This window comes from Agrobacterium sp. 6Ca8 (assembly GCF_055382765.1).
This window is the reverse complement of record NZ_AP026434.1, coordinates 1,610,684-1,632,152: the sequence shown is the minus strand read 5'-3', so window position 1 is coordinate 1,632,152 and position 21,469 is coordinate 1,610,684. Positions and strand designations below refer to the sequence as shown.

Genomic DNA, 21,469 nt, shown 5'->3' with positions numbered 1-21,469 from the left:
GCCCCATGGTTCGTTTCACCGGCCTCCGAGGCCGGCTCCGGTTTCTTCATCAAATAAATGCAGGTCGGTCGGGTTGATGTCGAGGCCGACGACTTCGCCGCTCCTGACCTCACTGCGTCCCTGTATAGCGATGACCACTTCGGTCGATGTGCCAAGGGTGAGGAAGGTGGCCGAACCTGTGGTTTCCACGGCCGAAACAGGTAACGTCAGCGCCGCGCCGGTTGCGGTTCGACATCGGATGTGTTCCGGCCTGATACCAACGATGACACGCTTGCCGGGCGATAAGGGAGCCGGGTTTTTGATGGACTGCTGCGGCTCGCCTTCACTGAAACGAAGCTGAAGCGCCGCGCCGTCCGGGCTGACCGTTGCCGGAATGAAATTCATTGCCGGTGAACCGATGAAGCCAGCAACAAAACGATTGACCGGGCGGTCGTATAATTCCAGTGGCGTGCCCTGCTGTTCGATCACGCCGTCGCGCATGACGACGACGTGATCCGCCATCGTCATAGCCTCTATCTGGTCATGGGTGACATAGACCGAGGTGGCGTGCAAGCGGTCGTGCAACGCTCGGATTTCCTTGCGCATGTGCACACGCAGGGCCGCGTCTAGATTGGAGAGCGGTTCGTCGAACAGGAATGCCTGCGGGTTGCGGATGATCGCGCGGCTCATCGCCACACGCTGGCGCTGCCCGCCGGAAAGTTCGCGCGGATAGCGCTTCATCAGCTTTGACAGGCCTGTGGTGGCTGCAACCTCCTCTGCCGCCTTGCGGGCTTCCGATTTTGCCACGCCGCGCATGCGCAGCGAGTAGGTCAGGTTCTCCTCCACCGTCATGTGCGGGTAGAGCGCATAGGACTGGAACACCATCGCCACATCGCGCTTGCGCGGCGGCACACCGTTCATCAAAGTGCCTGCAATACGCATGTCGCCGCTCGATATGGTTTCCAGCCCTGCCAGCGAACGCAGCAAGGTGGACTTTCCGCAACCGGACGGGCCGACGAGGGCGACGAAGGTGCCCTTCTTGATGGAAAGATGGATGTTCTTCAGCGCGTGGAAGGCGCCGTAATATTTGTTTACGCCGGAAAGTTCGATCTGAAGGGTCATTTTAACGCTCCCGATGTCAGGCCGGAAACGATGCGGCGCTGCAAGAGAATGAACAGGGCAAGAATGGGCGTCACATACATGGTCGCATAGGCCATGATGTTGTTCCATTCGCTGGTGTTGGGGCCCATGAAGGAATTGAGGCCGACACTGGCAGGCTGCAATTCAGCCGCCTGGATCATCGATTTCGAATAGACGAATTCCCCGAATGCCTGCATGAAAATGAGAATGGCGCTGACGAGAATGCCGTTTCTGGCAAGCGGCAGCACGATGTTGAAGAAGGCGCCGACGCGGGAATTGCCGTCCACAAGCGCTGCCTCTTCCAGCTCCTGCGGCACCGCCATGAAGGTTGCGCGCACCAGCACCACGAAGAAGGGCATGCTTTTCGCCGCAATGGCGAGAATGACCGACAGGCGGGGATAATCCAGCAGACCCATTTGCGAGAAGCCGACGAAGATCGGCGTAATCATAAGGGACGCCGGCAGAACCTGCAGCATGAGGATGAGGAAGAGGCCGATATCAACCCAGACGTTGCGATAGCGCGCCAGCACATAGGCGCAGCCAACGCCAAGCACGGTGATGAGCGCCACGGCACTTGAAGCGATGAGCACCGAATTCCACAGATAACGGCCCATATTGCGGCTTTCCCAGACATAGGCATAGGTCTGCCATTGCGGATCGGCCGGCCAGAAGCCCGGCGGGTTCGCAAACATCTCCGAGCCGCTTTTCAGCGAGGTCAGATACATCCAGTAGAGCGGAAAGAGATAGATGACGGCAAGCACGATGGCGATTGCCAGCATCAACCGGTTGCGGGTCGTGATACTCATCCGCGCACCTCATGCCGTGTCGAGCGCACATAAACGACGGAAGCCAGCATGACGAAAACGATCATGATGACGGAGATCGTCGCGCCCTTGCCGAAATCATATTGCCGGAACGAAAGATCCCAGGCCCAATATTGCGCCACGTTGGAACTGTTGTTGGGCCCGCCATCGGTGATGGCGGCGAAAAGATCGAACTGCTGAAGCGTGAAGATCAGGCCGAGCGAGATGATCGCGCCGATGGTGGAACGCATCATCGGCAGGGTGATGGTGTAAAAACGCTGCCAGGCGTTCGCGCCATCCAGCTCCGCCGCTTCGTAGAGATCGCCGGGGATGGAGGCGAGGCCGACAGAAAGAAGGATCATGTTGAACGAGGTGCCGAGCCAGATATTGGCGATGACCACGGCCCAGAGCGAAAAATTCGCGTCCGATCGCCAGAAGATATTGCCTGAGATCATGCCGCTTTCCCGCAGGAAGAAATTCAGCACGCCGAAATCGCCTGACAATATCCAGTTCCAGATCGCGCCGACGACGAGGCCGGGCATGACCCAGGAAACGAGGAACAGCCCGCGCAGCCAGGTGGCGCCGGGAAAGTTAACCCAGAAGAACAGCGCCAGACCGAAGCCGATGGCAAATTGCCCGGCAATCGAGGTGACGACAAAGGTGACGGTGTTGAAAAGGATCGGCAATGTTTCCGGTTGCCGGAACAGGTCGATATAATTCTTGAAGCCGACGAAGGGGCGCACGAAGGTGCCCAGGCTGAACATGTCGACTTCCTGAAAGCTCATGACGATGTTGTAGATGAGCGGCAGGCCCGCCATGACGAACAGGAAGCCCAAAGGAAATGCGACGAGGATGAGGTCGAAACCACGACCGTCGCTGACGCTGGAAAACAGTTTTTTCATGAAACATCCTCACAAGCTCCGATCGGGGCCGCCGCTGCATAAAGCAGCAGGCAGCCCCACCGGGAGGAACCCCTTGGATGGGGCCGGGTGAACCCGGCCGCCCGCCCAGACAGATCAGCCTTCGATCAGCTTTATCTTTTCAGCGGCCTGATCGAGCGCGGCCTTCGGCGTCATCTGACCCGACAGGGCGCCCTGGATAGCGTCCTGGATCGCCTTGGAAATCTTCGGCCATTCAGGCGAGGGACCACGCGGCTGCGCATATTTGAGTTGCTCGATAAAGGTCTTGAGCGCTTCGTCCTTCAGCGCGTTGCCGGTGGGCGGAACGGGAATATCGGAACGCGCCGGCAATTGCCCGAAGTTCTTGAACATGTCCTTGTCCTGCGAGGCGAAAAATTCGATGGCCTTGAAGGCTTCGGCGGGATGTTTGCTCTTGGAGAAGATCGCCCAGTTATAGTCGCCCATGGCCGAAGACCGCGGCGCGTCCGGCGTCGGAACCGGCAGTAGCGTCACGCCCCAGTCGAACTTGGCGTCCTTGAGCATGCGGTCGATTTCCCAAGGACCGGAGATCGCCATGGCCGCGTTGCCGGCGTTGAAGGTGGCGGTGGAATCCCACTGGCTGCGCGTCAGCGTATCCGGCGAGGCCAGCTTTTCACTGAGAAGGGTCTTCCATGTTTCAAGCGCCTTCACCGCGCCATCGGTATTGATGTTTTTGTAGGTGGCGCCGGCCATCTGCGCCCATGGCAGAAACTGGAAGGTGCCCTCCTCGTTGGCCTTGGCGCTGAAGCTGATGCCGTAAACATTCTTGGCGGGGTTGGTCAGCTTGCGGGCAGCTTCCACAAGCTCGTCCCAGGTCTGCGGCGGTTTTGCCGCATCGAGACCGGCTGCCTTGAACAGGTCCTTGTTGTAATAGAGTGCGATCGTATTCGTCGCCTTCGGAACGCCGAAATATTTGCCGTCCCATGTTACGGATTTCAGCGGACCCGGAAAATAGTTTGCCGTCTTGATGACGTCCGACTTCGCAATCATATCCGTCACGTCAAGAAACGCGCCACGTGCGGCGAACATGGCGTGGTTTGGGTTGTCGATGGCGATGATATCGGGCGCGTTGCCGGTCGAGTAGGCGCGCATGGATTCGCTCACCACATCATCGAACTGCAATTGCCGGTATTCGATCTTGATGCCGTTATTGAGCTTGTTGAACTCGTTCACGAGGTTGGGTGCCGGCTGGATGTCCCTGTCCAGCGACCACAGGGTCAAGGTCACATCTTCCGCATGCGCCACCATCGCACCGGCGGATACGCCTGCCAGAACAAGCGTACCGGCGATCATGCATTTCGCGATACCCATAATAATCTCCTCCTCTTGGTTATCGTCTCTGCAATTACTGGAAGCCTTCTCCCAAAGGCTTCCATTCCTCAGGTGGGATCGACGACAAAATCGCCGCCCCGGCAATGTTTCAGATAGTTCAGGCCGTGTACCTGTCCCGTCATTTCCAGCGTGTCGCGATAGACGGGGTCATGCCAGCCTTCGATGTCGATCGAGCCGGACCAGCCGGCCAGGCGCAGTTCCGAAATAATGTCCGTCCAGTTGCTGTCGCCGAAGCCCGGCGTGCGCATGAAGACGAATTTTTCCTTGCCGAAAATCCCATGCTCACGAATGACATCCCAACGAATGGTCGCATCCTTGCCGTGCACGTGGAAAATCTTGTCCGCCCATTTGCGGATCTGCGGCAGCGGATCGATGAGATAAACTATCTGGTGGCAGGGTTCCCATTCGATGCCGATATTCTCGTCCGGCGTTTCGTTGAACATCAGTTCCCACGCATCCGGATTATGGGCGATGTTCCAGTCGCCGGTTTGCCAGTTGCCATCCATGGCGCAATTTTCAAAGGCGATCTTCACGCCCTTGTCCCCTGCGCGTTTGGCAAGCTCGCTCCAGATTTCCTTGTAACGGGGCAGGCTCTCGGGCAGCGGCCTTCCGCGCAGGCGGCCGGTGAAACCGGCAACGCAGGTGGCACCGAAGTGATGAGCATTGTCGATGCAGTCTTTCCAGCCCTGCAAGGTCTGAAGGTCGATTTCCGTTTCCTCCAGCGGATTGCCGAACATGCCGAGCGTGCCGATGGTGATGTCGCGGTCACCGATCGCGTCAAGTGAACGCTTGCCAAGCTCGGCAAGGTCCTGGCCGTTGGTCGTCTGCCAGAAGAACGGTTCGAAGCTCTCGAAACCAAGATCGGCTATCTGCCCGATGCGTTCAGCTGCCTGTCCCTTGGTGGCGCTGACCATGGTGCCGATGCGGATGGATTTTGCCGGATTGCTCACGTCTGTCGGTCCTTATGCTGCGATGGAAACGCGCTGGCCGATGCGGGCGCTTTCAATCGCGCCGATCACCATTGCCAGGCTGTTGATGTTGTCGAAGGAGGCCGTTTCCGGCATCTGGCCGGTATGGATGGATTGAAGAAACGAGAGTATGACGCTGGCGTGGCCGTGCGTATCCTTCTCGGAAATACTGTCGGAAACGTTTACGGTCTTGAATCCGCGTAGAAGACCCGGCTCTTCGCCGGCGACGGATGCGGAGAAATTGTCTTCGCCGTCCCAGAGGATCATGCCCTTGGAGCCAATCAGCCGCCAGCGGGCTTCCCAACTGGTTCTTTCGCCTTCCGCGCACCAGGAGCCGCGATAGGTGAAGACCACATCGTTGGAGAATTCGAATATGGCATTGGCGCTTGCCCCGTGGGCGTACCAGGAGCCTGCCGGATTTTTCTCCACGCAAAACACGTAGAGCGGCTTTTCATCGGCGACGAAACGCGCCGCATCGAAAGTGTGGATCGCCATGTCGAGAAGAAGAACGTTCTTCATCTCCTCGCGGAAACCGCCGAAATGGGGTCCGAGGAAAAAGTCGCAGTGAATGGCCGTCAAATCACCGATAATGCCGTCTTCCACGGCCCGGCGCAGCCGCCGGATGCCGGAGATAAAGCGCCGGTTTTGCACTACAGCATGAATTTTTCCGGCCTTTTCCGCCAGTTCCACCAGCTTTTCGGCTTCTTCCATCGAGGCCGCAAGCGGCTTTTCGCTGAGCACATGACACCCGGCTGCAAGACCGGTTGCAACCACGGCATACCGTGCCTGCGGGATGACGACATCGAACAGGATGTCGGCTTTGGTCCGTGCGAGAACATCGCGGAGATCGACGCCGATGATGACGTCGGTGAGGGAGAATTCTTCGGCAAGCGCGCGTGCCGTGTCTTCGTTCAGATCGACGAACCCGACTATCTTGATCGCGCCGAGAATGTCCGGCGTCGATTGAATGGCGCGCAGCCAGCCTTTGGCCATAGCTCCGCACCCGCATAAAACGGCATTATATGTCATCTTCTCTCCCCGGTCTCTGGGCAAACTCCTCTTTGCGCAGAGCGTCGTAAACGTTTACGACACTAGGATGATCATGTTAGATATGTCAATACCGTTATTGGGGACGCATATTTCGTACCCGGCTCAGGAGGGGGAGTGCATGAAAGGAATTCGTCAGCTTGCCGATTATCTGGAGATATCGATAGGCACCGTTTCCCGTGCCTTGAACGGCAAGCCCGACGTTAACGAGGAGACGCGGCGGCGTGTTCTGGAGGCGGCGGAAAAACTTGGCTATGTCGCAAACCAGTCAGGCCGCAGCCTCAGGCAGGGGACGACTAACGTCATCGGCCTGATGACCGGCAGCGACGCGCAGACGGTGGAGAACTCCGACAACTTCTTCATGGGAGTGACGGATGGTTTGCAAAGCGTGTTTTCCGCTCACAATCTCGATCTTATCGTTCTGCCGTGTCCCGGTGAGGAAGACCCGGACGAATATCTAAAGCGCATGGTGGCGCGCCGCATGGTGGATGCGATGATCATTTCCTCGACCCGCCGTGTCGATAAGCGTGTCGATTTTTTAAAGCAGACCCGCTTGCCTTTCGTAACGCTCGGCCGCACCTCTTCCAGCGCCGATCATGCGTGGATCGATCTCGATTTCGAGGAGGTTGCGCGCAGTGCCGTCAACCGGCTCGCCGCTGCCGGTCATCGTACCATTGCGGTTGCTGCACCCGATAGCGACGTCAATCTCGGTTATGTTTTCATGGACGGGTACCGGCGCGGACTGGAGGAGAACGGCATTGCTTACGATCCCTCTCTGGTCATCCGGGCGAAATCGAGCGAGCAGGGCGGATATCACGCCGCCAGCGAGTGGCTACAGATGCGGCCGCGGCCAACCGCGCTTGTGCTGATCTATGAGCTGATGGCCCTTGGCCTTTATCGCCGTCTGGCGGAAGTGGGACTGAAACCGGGACGGGATCTTGCGGTCATCGGTTTTCGTGATGGTCCACGCGGCCAGTTTCTCGAACCGCGATTGACCAGTTTCCGCATGTCCCTGCACGATCTCGGTGTAATGGTAGCCCAGACGCTTCTGTCTACAATGCCGGCTTATGCGCCGTTTTACCCAAATCAGGCGCGTTACTGCGTCTGGCCGATGCAGCTTGTCGCTGGAGAGAGCGACCCAGGCCCCCCATCATTATAGGCGTGGCGTCAAAGCTTGTGGTCTCGAATGGTCGCAACGCCGAACGGATTGAATTTATATTCGTCCTCCTCATACCGCGTGTCATCGGACAGGTCGGCACGACGATCCTTCACGGCCGCTTCAACGCCGTCGCGGGTCATTTGATCGGCAATATCGTCAATCAGCGCGGCGATCTTCAGTTGCTCGCTATTGGTTGAGGGCTGCTGCTGGTCTTTTCGGGTGAAGTGTATCTCCACGTCAGGCAATCCGACCAGATGAAAGCCGACGCTCCCCATTCCGTCGGCATCGCCGCCGATGGGCCGGCGCGCGAAGGCTAGACGGCAGGTTCTGGCGAATGCCAGGGCGTCGTTTGCGGCCGCGTTACGGCGCGACTGTTCAAAGAGTTCCTTCCACCGCTGCACGCCATGGGCAACGCCGGCGCTTTCACCCTTTACGGCAACTGCGCCACTATCGAGCATGTGGTGCACGAACATCAGGGCTTTACCGCAGGTCGCCACGGCTGTTTCTGCGGCCATTGACGGGCCAAGCACATAAAGAACCGAGCCGTGGCCTGCGACTGCCTCCTCGTCACTCTCCTGATAGGCGTCCGGCTCGACACGATCCCAGCAGACATTGAAGGAGCGTTCCATCCTGTCGTCCGGTTCATCCTGCGAATAATCCTCATCGAGACTGAAATCGCCGGCAAATTTATCGATAGCGGCGCGAGCGCTCTGCCGCAGCGCTGCCAGACCATTTTCCGGGCCAAGAAAACAAAGGACATGCCGGGGTTTGTATTCGGAGCGGGATTGGGCAACTGCCGCAACGTTGCTCGCGGCCTTGCCGACAGACGGTCTTCCCAGCACAAGGCCACCTAAAAGCGCGAGAACGCCACGACGCTCTGAATTCATCCCATTCCCCCCACGGCTCCCCTAAACAGGATCGAGGACTTTTATACCGGTACGGGCAAGTCTGACCATATCAAATACGTTGATCTATTTTTTGCAGGGCCCGACTTTTCGCAGGCGAACAGCAAAGCCTCAAGGTTGCGGCAACAACACGCCGACTGCGAATTCTTCGTCCGTTGTCGTGTGGCCAATCTGCGTTTTGCGATATTCGCTGGGGCTGAAGCCGCGCTCGGCACGAAGTGTGCGGGAAAGGTGTGGGGCGTCGCAAAACCCGGTGGCGAGCGCAATCTGGGTGATCGGGTCACGCGTGGTGCGCAGGAGGGAAAGGGCGCGGTCGAGCCGCAGCTCAAGATAGACCTTGGAGGGCGTTGCTTTCAGGTCTCCAAGGAAACGCCGTTCGAGGCTGCGTCGGCCAAGGCCGAGATCGCGCGCAAGTTCGAGCACGGTTCTCGGAACCTCGATGTTCTGCTGCATGCGCAGGATCGCCTTTCTGACCAGGGGATCGGTTGCCGTTCTGGTGCTCTGCTGGCCGGGCTGGGGTTTTTCGCCGCTGAGCGCACTGTCGATCATCATGATATTGAGGCTTTTGATGGCGGCCGACTGGCCGACATGGCGCTCCACAAGGAACGCCGCCAGATGCGCAGCACCATGGCCGCCCGAACAGGTCAGGCGGTTACGATCTATGACGAAGAGCTGGTCGGAGACCATCTGCTCGGCGTCGAACCGGTCGAGAAAATCCTGATGATGGAACCAGCTCACGCAGCAGCGATAACCATCCAGCAGGCCGGCTTCATGTAGAATGAAAACGCCGGTGCAGAGCCCGATAAGGGGAGTGCCCGCTGCCGCACGGTCTTTCAGGAACCGCAATGCCTCCGGCGGCAGGGCGCTGTGGTCGCTGATCAATCCGCCGACAACAACGATATAGTCGTAATGCACCGCGTCGATGAGCCGCGTATCCGGTTGCACCTTCACACCACAGCTCGATTGCACATTGCCAAGGGTCGCCGACAGCACGGACCATTCGCACAGGATCGGCCGGGAACGGTCAGCCTCATCGGCAGCAAGACGCAGCACATCGACGAAATTGGCGAAGGCCGACAGCGTGAACCGGTCGGCGAGCAGGAAGGCGACGCTGAGGCGTTTCTTGGCGCGATGAGAGCTCATGGCGCAAATATTCACGCAAACAGACGCGATTGTCCAGCCCGGCCGCTGTAAATCTCCGTAGGCTTTTGAATACCGATAGTTCCAACCAGCAGGCCCGCTCATGACGCGTTTTAATGCCTTCAATCTCCTGCGGAATGCCCTGACCGGCCACAAGAACTGGGACGAGCAATGGCCCGATAGCCAGCCAAAAGCCGAATATGACGTGGTCATCGTCGGCGCCGGGGGGCACGGTCTGGGTGCGGCCTATTATCTGGCCAGCCAGCACGGTATCACCAATGTCGCTGTCATCGACAAGGGCTGGCTCGGCGGCGGCAATACCGGCCGCAACACGACCATCATCCGCTCCAACTATCTCTACGACGAAAGCGCGCGTCTTTACGATCACGCCGTCGATTTGTGGGAGAACTTGAGCCAGGAACTGAACTACAACGTCATGTATTCGCGGCGCGGGGTGCTGATGCTCGCCCATAATGTCCACGATGTGCAGAGCTTCAAGCGCCACATCCATTCCAACCGTTTGAACGGTGTCGACAATCGCTGGCTTACCCCGGAAGAATGCAAGGAATATTGTCCGCCGCTGAGCATATCGCCAAACGCCCGCTACCCGGTGATGGGCGGTGCGCTTCAGGAACGTGCCGGCACGGCGCGCCACGATGCGGTTGCCTGGGGTTATGCGCGCGGTGCTGCCGCCCGTGGCGTCGATATCATCCAGAATTGCCCGGTCACCGCCATTCGCCGCAATGCCGACGGGTCCGTCGCGGGTGTCGAGACGGCGCGAGGTTTCATCAAGGCGAAAAAAGTTGCGGTTTCCGCCGCTGGCCATACGTCCGTTGTCATGGATACCGCAGGCGTGCGCCTGCCGCTCGAAAGCTATCCGCTGCAGGCTCTGGTGTCTGAGCCGATCAAGCCGATATTCCCCTGCGTGGTCATGTCGAATGCCGTCCACGCCTATATCAGCCAGTCCGACAAGGGTGAGCTGGTGATCGGTTCGGGTACGGACCAGTATACCTCTTATTCGCAGCGCGGCGGCCTGCCGCTGATCGAACATACGATCGCCGCCATCGTCGAAATCTTCCCGATCTTCAACCGCATGCGGATGCTGCGCAAATGGGGCGGCATTGTTGATGTCACGCCGGATCGCTCGGCCATTCTCGGCAAGACGCCGGTCGACGGGCTTTATGTCAATTGCGGCTGGGGCACGGGTGGTTTCAAGGCCACGCCGGGCGCTGCCCACACCTTCGCCTGGACCATCGCGAAAAACGAACCGCACCCGATCAACGCGCCTTTCACGCTGGAGCGTTTCCGCTCCGGCCGCCTGATCGACGAGGCCGCCGCCGCTGCCGTGGCGCACTGAGGAGCTAACCCATGCTGCTGATCCGTTGCCCCTATTGCCATGAAACGCTGCCCGAAGCCGAATTCACCTATGCCGGGCAGGCCCATGTCGTGCGCGCGGCCGACCCCTCGTCTCAGAGTGATGAACAGTGGGAAGAATTCCTGTTCATCCGCGAAAACGCCAGGGGTCCGCATTTCGAGCGCTGGCGGCACCTGCATGGCTGCGGTTGCTTCTTCAATGCGGTGCGCGACACGGTGAGCGACCGTTTCCTGACAACCTATCGCGTAGGCGAGCCGCGTCCTGATCTCTCCTCCCTATCCAGCGCACCAGCCAGCTCCGAGGTGTCGAAATGAACTCCTATCGCGTTTCCGGCCGTGGCCGGGTGGATGCCGCCCGCTCGGTAAGCTTCACCTTCGATGGGAAGACCTATCGCGGCGTAAAGGGGGATACGGTCGCCTCCGCGCTTCTCGCCAATGGCGTACATCTCATGGGCCGCTCGTTCAAATACCACCGCCCGCGCGGCCCTGTAGCGGCGGGTTCCGAGGAGCCGAATGCGCTGATCGGCACCCGCCGCGGCTCCGGCCGGTTCGAGCCAAATACCCGCGCCACGGTGCAGGAAATCTGGAGCGGGCTGGAAACCACCTCTCAGAACAAATATCCCAGCCTGAAATTCGATATCGGCGCAGTCAACGACATGGCCTATATGCTGTTTTCGGCGGGCTTTTACTACAAGACATTCATGTGGCCGAAGAGCTTCTGGAACAAGGTCTATGAGCCCTTCATCCGCGCGGCGGCCGGTCTCGGCGTCTCGCCCACGGAAGAAGACCCCGATACCTATGCCTCGCGCAACCTGCATTGCGACGTGCTGATCGTCGGCGCCGGTCCTGCGGGTCTGGCTGCGGCGCGCGCAGCGGCGGTCGATGGTCTCAAGGTCGTGCTAGTGGACGAAAATGCCGAAGCCGGCGGGACGCTGCTGTCCGAGCCGCAGGCGCAGATTGACGGCCAGCCAGCATGGAACTGGCTGGCGGACGAGTTGAAGGCGCTGAAGGAGCGCGGCGTCAGGGTCATGACCCGCACGACGGCGATTGCCTACTACCACCAGAACATGATCGGCCTTTGCGAAAAGCTGACCGACCATCTCGAAACCGTGACCAAGGACATGCCGCGTGAACGCCTGTGGCGGGTGCGGGCGCGCCATGTGGTGCTGGCGCAGGGGGCTCTCGAAAAACCGCTGGTCTTCCATGGCAATGATCGGCCGGGCGTGATGCTGGCGGGCTCCGCCCAGACCTATCTGAACCGCTATGGCGTCAAGGTAGGCAACAGGCCGGTGGTGGTGACGAGCCATGACAGCGCCTGGTATGCCGCCTTCGATCTTCATGGCGCAGGCGCGCGGGTGCAGGCCATCGTCGATACCCGTTCGAAGGTGCGCGAGGAACTGGTGAACGAGGCGCGCGCGCTCGGCATTCCGGTGCGGCTGTCGCATACCGTGACGGCGACTTCGGGCCGGTTGCGTGTGAAATCAGTCCGCGTCAATCCGGTGAATGGCTCCGCGGTCGGCGCGGGGCAGGAAATCGCCTGTGATGCGTTGCTGATGTCTGGCGGCTGGACGCCGTCGCTGCATCTGTTTTCCCATACGCAGGGCAAGATTGCCTGGGACGATCAGCGGACCACCTTCCTGCCGGCCATGACCAATGAGGATTGTGCAATTGCCGGCGCCGGGCGCGGGCTTTGGGGCATTGAAGCGGTGCTGAAGGATGGCGCCGAGCAGGGCCGGAAGATCGCTGCAGCCCTGGGCAAGACGGGCGATACCCGCGACTATGCGGTGGAGCACGACCGCACCGGCAGCGGCGTATCGCTGACGGAATTGCCGAGCGATCGCGATGCCGGCAAGGCCAAGGCCTTCGTCGATTACCAGAACGACGTGACCGCAAAGGATCTGCGGCTGGCCGTGCGCGAGGGCATGCGCTCCATCGAGCACGTCAAGCGCTACACCACCAACGGCATGGCGACCGATCAGGGCAAGATGTCCAATATCAACGGCCTCAACATCGCGGCAGAAGCGCTCGGCAAACGCCAGCCGGAAGTAGGCCTGACGACCTTCCGCCCACCCTATACGCCGACGACCTTCGGCGCTTTCGCCGGTTATCATCGCGGCCAGCATTTCGAGGTGACGCGCAAGACGCAGATCGACAGCTGGGCTGAGGAGCATGGCGCGGTTTACGAACCGGTCGGCCAATGGCGGCGCGCCTGGTACTTCCCCAAACCAGGTGAAGACATGGATGCGGCAGTCGGCCGCGAATGCCGGGCGGTGCGGCAAAGCCTCGGCATGTTCGACGCCTCGACGCTCGGCAAGATCGAGGTCGTCGGGCCGGATGCGGTCGAGTTCATGAACCGCATGTACACCAACCCGTGGTCGAAGCTCGCGCCCGGCCGCTGCCGTTACGGCCTGCTTCTGGGTGATGACGGCTTCATTCGCGACGACGGCGTCATCGGCCGCATGACCGAGGATCGCTTCCACGTCACCACCACCACCGGCGGTGCGGCAAGGGTGATGAACATGATGGAGGATTACCTCCAGACCGAATGGCCGGATCTCAACGTCTGGCTGACTTCCACCACCGAGCAATGGTCTACCATTGCGCTGAACGGCCCGAATGCGGCAAAGCTGCTCGCTCCGCTGGTCGAGGGCGTCGAGCTGACGGAAGAGGCTTTCCCGCATATGTCCTGCGCGGAATGCACGGTGGCCGGCATGCCGGCGCGGCTGTTCCGGGTGTCGTTCACCGGCGAGATCGGCTTCGAAGTCAACGTGCCCGCGCCGCTTGGCCGCAAGCTCTGGGAAATCCTGTGGGAGGCCGGCCAGCAATACGGCATCACCGCCTATGGCACGGAAACCATGCATGTGCTGCGTGCCGAAAAGGGTTACATCATCGTCGGCCAGGATACCGACGGCACGGTCACGCCCTATGATGCCGCGATGGGCTGGGCCGTGGGCAAGGCCAAACCGGATTTCGTCGGCAAGCGTGGCCTCGCGCGCCCCGATCTCGTCGCCAAGGGCCGTCGTCACCTCGTCGGTCTTCTGACCGAAGACCGCTCGAAGCTTGAAGAGGGCGCGCAGATTGTCTTCGATCCGAAGCAGCCTATCCCGATGAAAATGGTCGGTCATGTCACCTCGTCCTATCATTCGGATGCGGTTGGCCAGCCGATTGCGCTGGCGCTGATCGAGGGCGGCCATGAGCGGATGGGAGAGACCGTCTATATTCCGATGCCCGAACGCACGATTGCCGCAAAAATCACCGGGATGGTCTTTGTCGATCCCGAAAACACCCGCCTGAAGATCTGACCCGGAGATGACAATGAACATGCGCGTTTCCTCCCCCGTTCCCGGCACGCTGGCCGAGAGCAAAGCAGCCCGGGTCAGCATATTGGCCGCGCAGGGGCGGCTGTCGCTGCGTGCGCGCGGCGATCTGGTCCCGCTCAATAGAGCCCTTGGCCTGACCTTGCCCGACCGGATCGGCGCTCGCACTGCTGCAGGCGAAATCGAGGCCGTGCGCCTTGGTCCCGACGAATGGACGATCCTTGCTCCCGTTGGCGCGGTCGACAGGGTGATTGCGGCCTGCGCTGGCATTTATGCCGGCCATCCGCATAGTCTCGTCGATATTTCAGGAAGGGAAGTGACGCTCGCGATCAAGGGGCCGCTCGCCGCCGAGCTTTTGACACTCGGCTGTGCCCGCGACATCGACACCATTCCGGTTGGCGAGGCCCGCAGAACGATTTTCGATGGCGTGACCGTGGTGCTGTGGCGCGATGCGCCGGATGGTTTCCGTATGGATATCTGGAACAGTTTCGCGCCGCATCTCGGCCATTTGCTTGAAACCGGCTGCAAGGAACTTGCCGCCGAAATCGCCTGATCCTTGAGGAGGAAACAATGCTCAACCGTCTGTCCCATAATGCCGTTTCGGATACGGTGATTGCCGACGCCATCGCCGAGGAACTCGATCGCCAGAAAACCCAGATTGAACTGATCGCTTCGGAGAATATCGTGTCCGCCGACGTTCTGGCGGCGCAAGGCTCGGTGCTGACCAACAAATATGCCGAAGGTTATCCCGGCAAACGCTATTATGGCGGCTGCGAATTCGTCGACAAGGTCGAGCAGGTCGCCATCGACCGGCTGAAGCAACTTTTCGGCGCGGAGTTTGCGAACGTTCAGCCGCATTCCGGCGCGCAGGCCAATCAGGCGGTGTTTCTGGCACTTCTTCAGCCGGGCGACCGGATCATGGGGCTTTCGCTGGCCCATGGCGGCCACCTGACCCACGGTTCGCCGGTCACCATGTCGGGCAAGTGGTTCGATGTCGTCTCCTATGAGGTGGATGCAGAGACGCATCTGATCGATATGGAAAAGGTTCGGGCAAAGGCGCTGGAAACCAGGCCGAAGCTGATCGTCGCAGGCGCCTCGGCCTATCCGCGCCAGATCGATTTCGAAGGCTTCCGCAAGATCGCCGACGAGGTTGGCGCATGGCTGATGGTCGACATGGCCCATTATGCCGGCCTGATCGCCGGCGGCAAATATCCAAATCCGGTGCCGCACGCCCATGTCGTCACCTCCACCACCCACAAGACCCTGCGCGGCCCTCGCGGCGGCGTCATTTTGACCAACGATGCCGATCTGGCAAAGAAGCTGAATTCGGCCGTCTTCCCCGGCAATCAGGGCGGCCCGCTGATGCATGTCATCGCTGCCAAGGCCGTTGCCTTCGGCGAGGCGCTGCGGCCGGACTTTGCCGACTACGCCGGTCAGGTCATAGCCAATGCTCAGGCTCTGGCGCGAGTGCTGACGGATGGCGGTCTGGGGATCGTGTCTGGTGGAACCGACAGCCACATGGTTCTGGTCGATCTGCGTCCGAAGGGCGTTACCGGCAAGGTTGCCGAAATCGCTCTTGAGCGGGCAGGTCTCACCTGCAACAAGAACTCCATTCCCAACGACCCGGAAAAGCCCTTCGTCACCTCGGGCATCCGGCTCGGCAGCTCGGCCGGTACCACGCGCGGCTTCGGCGTGGCCGAATTCGAGCGGATCGGCGTGCTGATCCTGCGCGTCATCGACGCGCTGGCTGTCAGTGCCGAAGGCAATGCTGAGATTGAGGCGAACGTGCGGGCCGAGGTTGCAGCGCTGTGTGAGGACTTCCCGATCTACGGCGCGTAACACGCTATTATCGGTCTCGTTAGCCATGATCGGGCAGGGCGGCATCACCGCCAATGTGCCCGATCGCTGATCCATCAAGGGGAGCAGGATTTGACCAGCTATGTCATGAAAGTCTCGTGCCCGGCACGCAGCGGCATCGTTGCTGCCGTGTCCGGATATCTCGCGCGGTCCGGCTGCAACATCAACGACAGTTCGCAATTCACCGACCTGGAAACGGGCCGCTTTTTCATGCGGCTGAGCTTCGTTTCGGAGGAAGGGATGGAACCCGCTGCTCTCGTCGCAGGGTTCGCTTCCGTCGCCGCCGATTTCGACATGGAATACGATGTCCATGATCTCTCGCGGAAAACGAAAGTCGTGATCATGGTTTCACGCTTCGGCCATTGCCTGAACGATCTGCTCTACCGTTCCCACATTGGTGCATTGCCTGTGGAGATTGTCGCTGTCATCTCCAATCACCTCGAATACCAGAAGCAGGTGGTGAACGAGGATATTCCCTTTCACCACATTCGCGTCACGCCGGAGACGAAACCGGAAGCCGAGGCGGCCATACTGCAGGTGGTGCGCGATGCAGGCGCCGAACTCGTCGTGCTGGCGCGCTACATGCAGGTTCTGTCGGAACGGCTGTGCCAGGAAATGTCTGGCCGCATCATCAACATCCACCATTCCTTCCTGCCTTCCTTCAAGGGCGCAAACCCTTACAAGCAGGCCTATGAGCGCGGCGTGCGACTGATCGGCGCGACGGCCCATTACGTCACCGCTGATCTCGATGAAGGCCCGATCATCGAACAGGACACGATCCGCGTCACCCATGCCCAGAGCGGCATGGATTATGTGAGCCTCGGGAGGGACGTGGAAAGCCAGGTTCTGGCACGCGCCATTCATGCCCATATCCATCACCGTGTCTTCCTCAACGGCAACAAGACCGTGGTGTTTCCAGCTTCGCCGGGCGAATATATGTCCGAACGAATGGGATAAGGTTGGGGCGCGGTTGCCGGAGGCCTATTCTTCCACCGGCCCCGTCCCGTCGCTTGCTTCGGGCTCCTGTGGCCGCGCGCTTCGTGTAGATGTGGGATAGGCGCCCGCCATGCTGGCGAACTGGATGTCGTTTTGCGCAAAGGCATCCTTCAGCATCGAATAGGCCTTGCGGCGCACCATGGAGGATTGCCCGCCGGCGCGCAGCATCATGCCGAAACCAAGCGTCATGCCATATTCGCCGAATTGCTCGACACCCTTCAGCTTGACGGTTTCGATCAGGAACTGTCCGAATTCCGGGTCTTCCTTCAGCGCCTTGCCGATCTCCTTGGTAATGGCCCGGACCTTGGCAATGTCAGTATCGAAGGCGACCGTGACGAGGAATTTGTCGATCGACCAGTCGCGGCTCATATTTTCGACGGCGCCGAGCGATCCGAACGGCACGGTGAAAATCGGGCCGCGATGGTGCCGCAGTTTGACCGAGCGGATGCTGAAGGATTCCACCGTGCCGCGGTAGGAACCGCTCTGGATGTATTCGCCGACGCGGAAGGCGTCGTCGATCATGTAGAACACGCCGCTGATGATGTCCTTGACCAGCGTCTGCGAACCGAAACCGATGGCGATGCCGAAGATGCCGGCGCTCGCCAGCAGCGGCCCGATATTGACGCCGAGTTCCGAAAGTGCCGTCATGACCGCAACCGCGGCGATGATGATGCCGAGCATGTTGCGAAGGATCGGCAGAATGGTCAAAAGCCGGTCATCTTGCGGCTGGCCCACACCCGGTTGGCCGCTCATCGGGTTGCCGGCGGGTGTACTCAACTCCAGCCGCCGTGCGATCATCGACTTGATCGCGATCCAGACGAGATCGGCAAGAAGCAGGATCAGCGCCCCGTGCAGGACGCCGACGACGATCGACGTCAGCAATGCGCCATCGGGCAGGGAATTCGGATGCGCGCGCACGAGGAAGATCAGCCACAGGATGGCAGTCCCGACGATTGCAAGCCGCACGCCTCGCTCGACCAGTACCGGGCGAAGATCGCTTTCCCCATAGGTGCCGATGTCGGTTGCCAGCTTTCGCGCCGCGATGCCAAGCGTCGAGGCAAGGCCGGGCAGAACCAGCGCATAAAGCCCGATCCAGAACAGGACCCCGGCACCGGCAAGCCGCAGCCCGAAGAGGATGATGAGGCTGAAGATCAACGCGACGTCGATTGCCCTTGCCCGCTCCGAACCCGGATCGCCGACCGGGCGACGCCAGATCCAGATGCATGCGAGCAGGAACAGGAGCCCGACCATGGCGGAGGACAGAAGCCCGAGCGTTTCACGCGGGACATCGAGATTTTCGAGCGTCCTGAGCAGGGACCAGAAAATGCCGGCAAGTGTCAGGAGCCATGTCCAGCGGACGATCCAGAAATCGCGCCGGGCATAGGCCTCACGGCCAACGACCCGCCGCAGCAGGCGCGTGAAGGCAAAAAGCAGCGGCAACACGATGCTGGTTGCAAGCCAGGGCAGGAGAACGGCGCTCAGCAAAGGTGACCATTGGATGGCAAGGAACATGGCGGTGGCAGCAATGCCGTAGCCGAAGACGGGCAAAAGCCTCCGCGATACGACAGACGAGGCCTCCTTGCCGATATCCGCGCCGTTCCTGCGGGAGGCCTGCATCGCTATGATCCGGTTCGTGGCAACGCCGCCGGCAAGGCCCGCACCGAACAGGATGGATACGTGCAGCAAGAAGACGGCTGCACCGTAGTTTCTGATCTCGTCGCAAAGCCTTCCCAGCGCCGCGATGATCTGCGTGGACATGCCGGGCAGGTCCCTTGCGAGGCGGCCTAGGTGTTCGCGCCGCTTGCTTGCCCATTGGTCGAGATCGCTCAACTGGCTCTGCGGCGTCAGTTCTGGCGGCTGCTCTGTCCCGGCGGCCGCAAGCTTCTGTGTGAGAAGGGCACGAACATCGTCCTGTCCCAGAAGCTGTAGCAACTGGTCGACTTTCTGCTCTGTCGTCTGTTCCGTAGGGGCCGGTCTCGCTGGCGGCGGTAGTTCCTGCGCAGCTAGGCTCGCCGCGCCCAGTACGAAAACTGCGATGGCAGCCGCCATCACTCGGAAAAGGGAGGGAAGGGTTGTCATCGGTCCGCTCCACACCATCCAGGCAGATGCCGCGCATCGCGCGAGCGTGCCAGTTGCATCGCTTCCTCCACAGCGTCCTCGAAGGAATGTCGCAGCTTCTTGTCTCCCACCCGGCGGCGCAGGAAATCCGCCCAGAGGAATTCACTGAAGGGAGCGTCTATTTTGGCAAAACCGCCAGCGTCGCGAACCGCGCCGGCCAGCGCGCGGAAGGGATCGTCCTTGAGATCGACGATCCGTTTGGGAAGGTTTTCGATGGGATGGCGCACGCCATCCACGTCGAAAGGATAGACGAAGTTGCGATGGTCCATCACCGACCAGAATTCCTGCCGGCCGAGATGGGAAAGATCGGCAACGATACTGGTCAGGACATGTTTCACGCCTTCCTCATGCAAGGCCAAAGCGAGGTGGTGGTGGTCCACCAGATAAAGACGTTGTTTGTGACCAAGGACGACGGGTACCATGTGGTGTCCGAGGAAGTCGGCTCCCTTTTCCTCACGGATGGCGGCCCATTGCCGGCGCTTGTCCTCCACCTCGCGCAGACCGACTGTCATCTGCGTTGGTTTGAGTGAGGTGATTTCAACCGGGGTCAGATGCGGTTCAAGATTGTGTGGCAAGGCTGTCCTCCCGATGCATGGCCGCCGTCACGGCATCATCGACACTGAAATTGCTGCGCGCCACCATGTCGGATCCGCCGCCGACAAGCAGCAGATCCTTCACATGGTCGTGCATGCGCGCGTAATAGACCACGATGCTGCTGCGCTGCATCGCTGCATCGAACTCCAGCAACGCATCAAGCGCGGTGGAATCCAGTTCGAATGTTTCCTCAAGGCTGACAATCGCGATGTGCAGTTCCGGCCGCGCAACGATGTATTTGGTAACGGCGGCAAGGATCGGTTCCGCATTGCCGAAGAAAAGCGGCTGTGCGGGCCGGAGAATAATCATGCCTGACACATCCTTCGCATCCGGGTGGCGTTCCATGTCGACAAAGTCGTGGCTATCGCCCAGCCGGCCAAGATGCATGACATGCGGTAAGGAAAGCCGGCGAACGAAGACGGCGAAGGAAAGGGCGACGGCGACAAGCATGCCGTTCAGCACACCGAAGGCAAGTACGCCGGCTGCGGCGGCAAGTGCCAGATAGGCGTCGTTGCCGAGCCGCCATAAACGGATGATGGGCGCGGGGTCGAGCGCATGCAACAGCGCCACGGCGATCACGGCGGCAAGGACTGCTTCCGGGATGAAAGCGAACCATCTGGCGGCGAGCAGGCTGAAGACCGCCAGGCCGATTGCGGCGATGGCAGAGGCAAGCCGGCTTTGCGGCCCAACCGCCTCGCTTGCTGCGCCTGCGGAAAAACCCGCACCAACCGGCATACCCTGCATGGCGGCGCTGGCGATATTGGCAAGCCCGAATGCTCTGAGTTCGCGATTGGAATCGACAATTTCGCCATGGCGAAGCGAAAAGCTTCGGATGGTGCCCCATGATTCCGCAAAGAGGATGAGGACGAGTGGCGGCGCGAAGCGGGCAACATGCGCGACATCGTCGAGCGACACCGAAAACGGGCCCGCCCATATGCCGGCAAGATCGATCTGGCCGACGACGGCGACGCCCCGACTTTGAAGGTTGAGCAGGATCGAGATGGCAATTCCTGCCACGATGACGACGAGGCTACCGGGGATGGCGGGGCGCCTGCGCAGGAGAAGCAGCACGGCGAGTGCCACAACGCCGACGGCGATGCTTTCAAGGCTCCAGTCCTGCGGGCGGGAGAGGATTTGCAGGAGAATGGAAAGCGGCTCGCCCGACTGCGCCTTTATCCCGAAGAGGCTCGGCAATTGCTTTATGGTGATCAGAATGGCGAGGCCGAAGGCAAAACCGCGCAGCACGGGGCGTGAGATGACACTCGACAGGGCGCCGAGCCGCGTGGCAGCCGCAAGCAGAAACAGCAGGCCCACCAGAGCGACAGTAATGGCAACAAGCAGCATCTTTTGCGCTGGTGTGACCGAGAGCGTCGCAAGCATTGCCGCCAGGATTGCGGCGGAGGACGATGTGGGCGAGACGACCGCAAAACGGCTCTGGCCAAAAATGGCATAGACGATGCAGCCCATGATGGCGGCAAGGATGGCGTGCTGGGCTGGAACGCCGGCAATCCCCGAATAGGCGATCGCTTCCGGTAACATCAGGCCGGCAATCGACAACCCCGCCACCACATCGCGGCGGTTGAGTGTCATGGGCATGGAATTGCAACCGCATTGGCGGTGATAAGGGCAAGGACAATTCCACCGGTTAAGATCACGATTCTCCACCATGTTCCCGCGACGCGATGAAGGTTCACCCAATGCGCATACGAGTCAAAGTTAAAATCGCGCCCCCGAAATATTTCGGCTCTTCCGGATGTTGCTTAACGCTGGAGATCGTCCGGCAGGCAGGACGAGCGCCATTT

The 21,469-nt window shown here is 60.3% G+C and carries 18 protein-coding genes; 7 read left to right on the top strand and 11 right to left on the bottom strand.

Annotation, left to right across the window (positions count from 1 at the left end):
• Positions 1-15 precede the first annotated feature (15 nt).
• The 6 genes from ACZ5A6_RS21600 to ACZ5A6_RS21575 form a co-directional block, all read right to left on the bottom strand.
• Positions 16-1,101, bottom strand: a complete 1,086-nt coding sequence (locus ACZ5A6_RS21600; protein WP_065705778.1) for an ABC transporter ATP-binding protein — start codon at positions 1,099-1,101, stop codon at positions 16-18.
• On the bottom strand, positions 1,098-1,925 hold the full coding sequence (locus ACZ5A6_RS21595) for a carbohydrate ABC transporter permease (RefSeq protein WP_065705780.1): 828 nt from the start codon (positions 1,923-1,925) through the stop codon (positions 1,098-1,100). Before ACZ5A6_RS21595 ends, ACZ5A6_RS21600 begins: the two co-directional genes overlap by 4 nt.
• Complete coding sequence (locus tag ACZ5A6_RS21590; protein WP_003518164.1) at positions 1,922-2,824, bottom strand: carbohydrate ABC transporter permease; 903 nt, start codon at positions 2,822-2,824, stop codon at positions 1,922-1,924. The genes ACZ5A6_RS21595 and ACZ5A6_RS21590 overlap by 4 nt, the downstream gene beginning before the upstream one ends.
• A 114-nt stretch (positions 2,825-2,938) precedes the next feature.
• The gene (locus ACZ5A6_RS21585) at positions 2,939-4,171 is read right to left on the bottom strand and encodes an ABC transporter substrate-binding protein (RefSeq protein ID WP_464111394.1); all 1,233 of its coding nucleotides are present in this window, start codon (positions 4,169-4,171) and stop codon (positions 2,939-2,941) included.
• A gap of 68 nt (positions 4,172-4,239) precedes the next feature.
• A complete protein-coding gene (locus ACZ5A6_RS21580) occupies positions 4,240-5,142 on the bottom strand; it encodes a sugar phosphate isomerase/epimerase family protein (protein WP_464111393.1) in 903 nt (300 codons plus the stop codon).
• A gap of 12 nt (positions 5,143-5,154) precedes the next feature.
• The gene (locus ACZ5A6_RS21575; protein ID WP_112155632.1) at positions 5,155-6,189 is read right to left on the bottom strand and encodes a Gfo/Idh/MocA family protein; all 1,035 of its coding nucleotides are present in this window, start codon (positions 6,187-6,189) and stop codon (positions 5,155-5,157) included.
• A 139-nt stretch (positions 6,190-6,328) separates the two neighbouring features.
• Here ACZ5A6_RS21575 and ACZ5A6_RS21570 point away from each other — a divergent pair, with 139 nt between their 5' ends.
• Positions 6,329-7,366, top strand: a complete 1,038-nt coding sequence (locus ACZ5A6_RS21570) for a LacI family DNA-binding transcriptional regulator (RefSeq protein WP_019566904.1) — start codon at positions 6,329-6,331, stop codon at positions 7,364-7,366.
• A gap of 8 nt (positions 7,367-7,374) precedes the next feature.
• On the opposite strand, the gene ACZ5A6_RS21565 is transcribed toward ACZ5A6_RS21570, so the two are convergent.
• Positions 7,375-8,253: a hypothetical protein gene (locus tag ACZ5A6_RS21565; protein WP_111802277.1), complete on the bottom strand. Its 879-nt coding sequence runs from the start codon at positions 8,251-8,253 to the stop codon at positions 7,375-7,377.
• 129 nt (positions 8,254-8,382) lie between these two features.
• Positions 8,383-9,414, bottom strand: a complete 1,032-nt coding sequence (locus ACZ5A6_RS21560) for a GlxA family transcriptional regulator (protein ID WP_019566906.1) — start codon at positions 9,412-9,414, stop codon at positions 8,383-8,385.
• Between the two features lie 100 nt (positions 9,415-9,514).
• Here ACZ5A6_RS21560 and ACZ5A6_RS21555 point away from each other — a divergent pair, with 100 nt between their 5' ends.
• The 6 genes from ACZ5A6_RS21555 (at position 9,515) to purU (ending at position 16,916) form a co-directional block, all read left to right on the top strand.
• Positions 9,515-10,768, top strand: coding sequence for a sarcosine oxidase subunit beta family protein (locus ACZ5A6_RS21555; protein ID WP_003518155.1), 1,254 nt, complete (start codon positions 9,515-9,517; stop codon positions 10,766-10,768).
• 11 nt (positions 10,769-10,779) lie between these two features.
• Complete coding sequence (locus ACZ5A6_RS21550; RefSeq protein WP_065705784.1) at positions 10,780-11,100, top strand: sarcosine oxidase subunit delta; 321 nt, start codon at positions 10,780-10,782, stop codon at positions 11,098-11,100.
• Positions 11,097-14,087: a sarcosine oxidase subunit alpha gene (locus ACZ5A6_RS21545; RefSeq protein ID WP_464111392.1), complete on the top strand. Its 2,991-nt coding sequence runs from the start codon at positions 11,097-11,099 to the stop codon at positions 14,085-14,087. Before ACZ5A6_RS21550 ends, ACZ5A6_RS21545 begins: the two co-directional genes overlap by 4 nt.
• Before the next feature lie 13 nt (positions 14,088-14,100).
• On the top strand, positions 14,101-14,655 hold the full coding sequence (gene soxG / locus ACZ5A6_RS21540; protein ID WP_065705789.1) for a sarcosine oxidase subunit gamma family protein: 555 nt from the start codon (positions 14,101-14,103) through the stop codon (positions 14,653-14,655).
• A gap of 17 nt (positions 14,656-14,672) precedes the next feature.
• On the top strand, positions 14,673-15,941 hold the full coding sequence (gene glyA / locus ACZ5A6_RS21535) for a serine hydroxymethyltransferase (protein WP_019566911.1): 1,269 nt from the start codon (positions 14,673-14,675) through the stop codon (positions 15,939-15,941).
• Between the two features lie 90 nt (positions 15,942-16,031).
• A complete protein-coding gene (gene purU, locus ACZ5A6_RS21530) occupies positions 16,032-16,916 on the top strand; it encodes a formyltetrahydrofolate deformylase (protein WP_065705836.1) in 885 nt (294 codons plus the stop codon).
• A 24-nt stretch (positions 16,917-16,940) separates the two neighbouring features.
• Here the strand turns inward: purU and ACZ5A6_RS21525 are convergent, their stop codons facing one another.
• From ACZ5A6_RS21525 to ACZ5A6_RS21515, 3 genes are read right to left on the bottom strand one after another with little or no spacing between them, the layout of a single operon-like run.
• Positions 16,941-19,034 carry a mechanosensitive ion channel domain-containing protein gene (locus ACZ5A6_RS21525; protein ID WP_065705791.1) on the bottom strand — a complete coding sequence of 698 codons (2,094 nt, stop codon included), beginning with the start codon at positions 19,032-19,034 and terminating at the stop codon, positions 16,941-16,943.
• Positions 19,031-19,648 (bottom strand): ParB-like protein, encoded by a 618-nt coding sequence (locus tag ACZ5A6_RS21520; RefSeq protein WP_065705793.1) that lies wholly within the window; start codon positions 19,646-19,648, stop codon positions 19,031-19,033. Before ACZ5A6_RS21520 ends, ACZ5A6_RS21525 begins: the two co-directional genes overlap by 4 nt.
• Positions 19,632-21,263 carry a SulP family inorganic anion transporter gene (locus ACZ5A6_RS21515; protein WP_376909215.1) on the bottom strand — a complete coding sequence of 544 codons (1,632 nt, stop codon included), beginning with the start codon at positions 21,261-21,263 and terminating at the stop codon, positions 19,632-19,634. The genes ACZ5A6_RS21520 and ACZ5A6_RS21515 overlap by 17 nt, the downstream gene beginning before the upstream one ends.
• Positions 21,264-21,469: the final 206 nt, after the last annotated feature.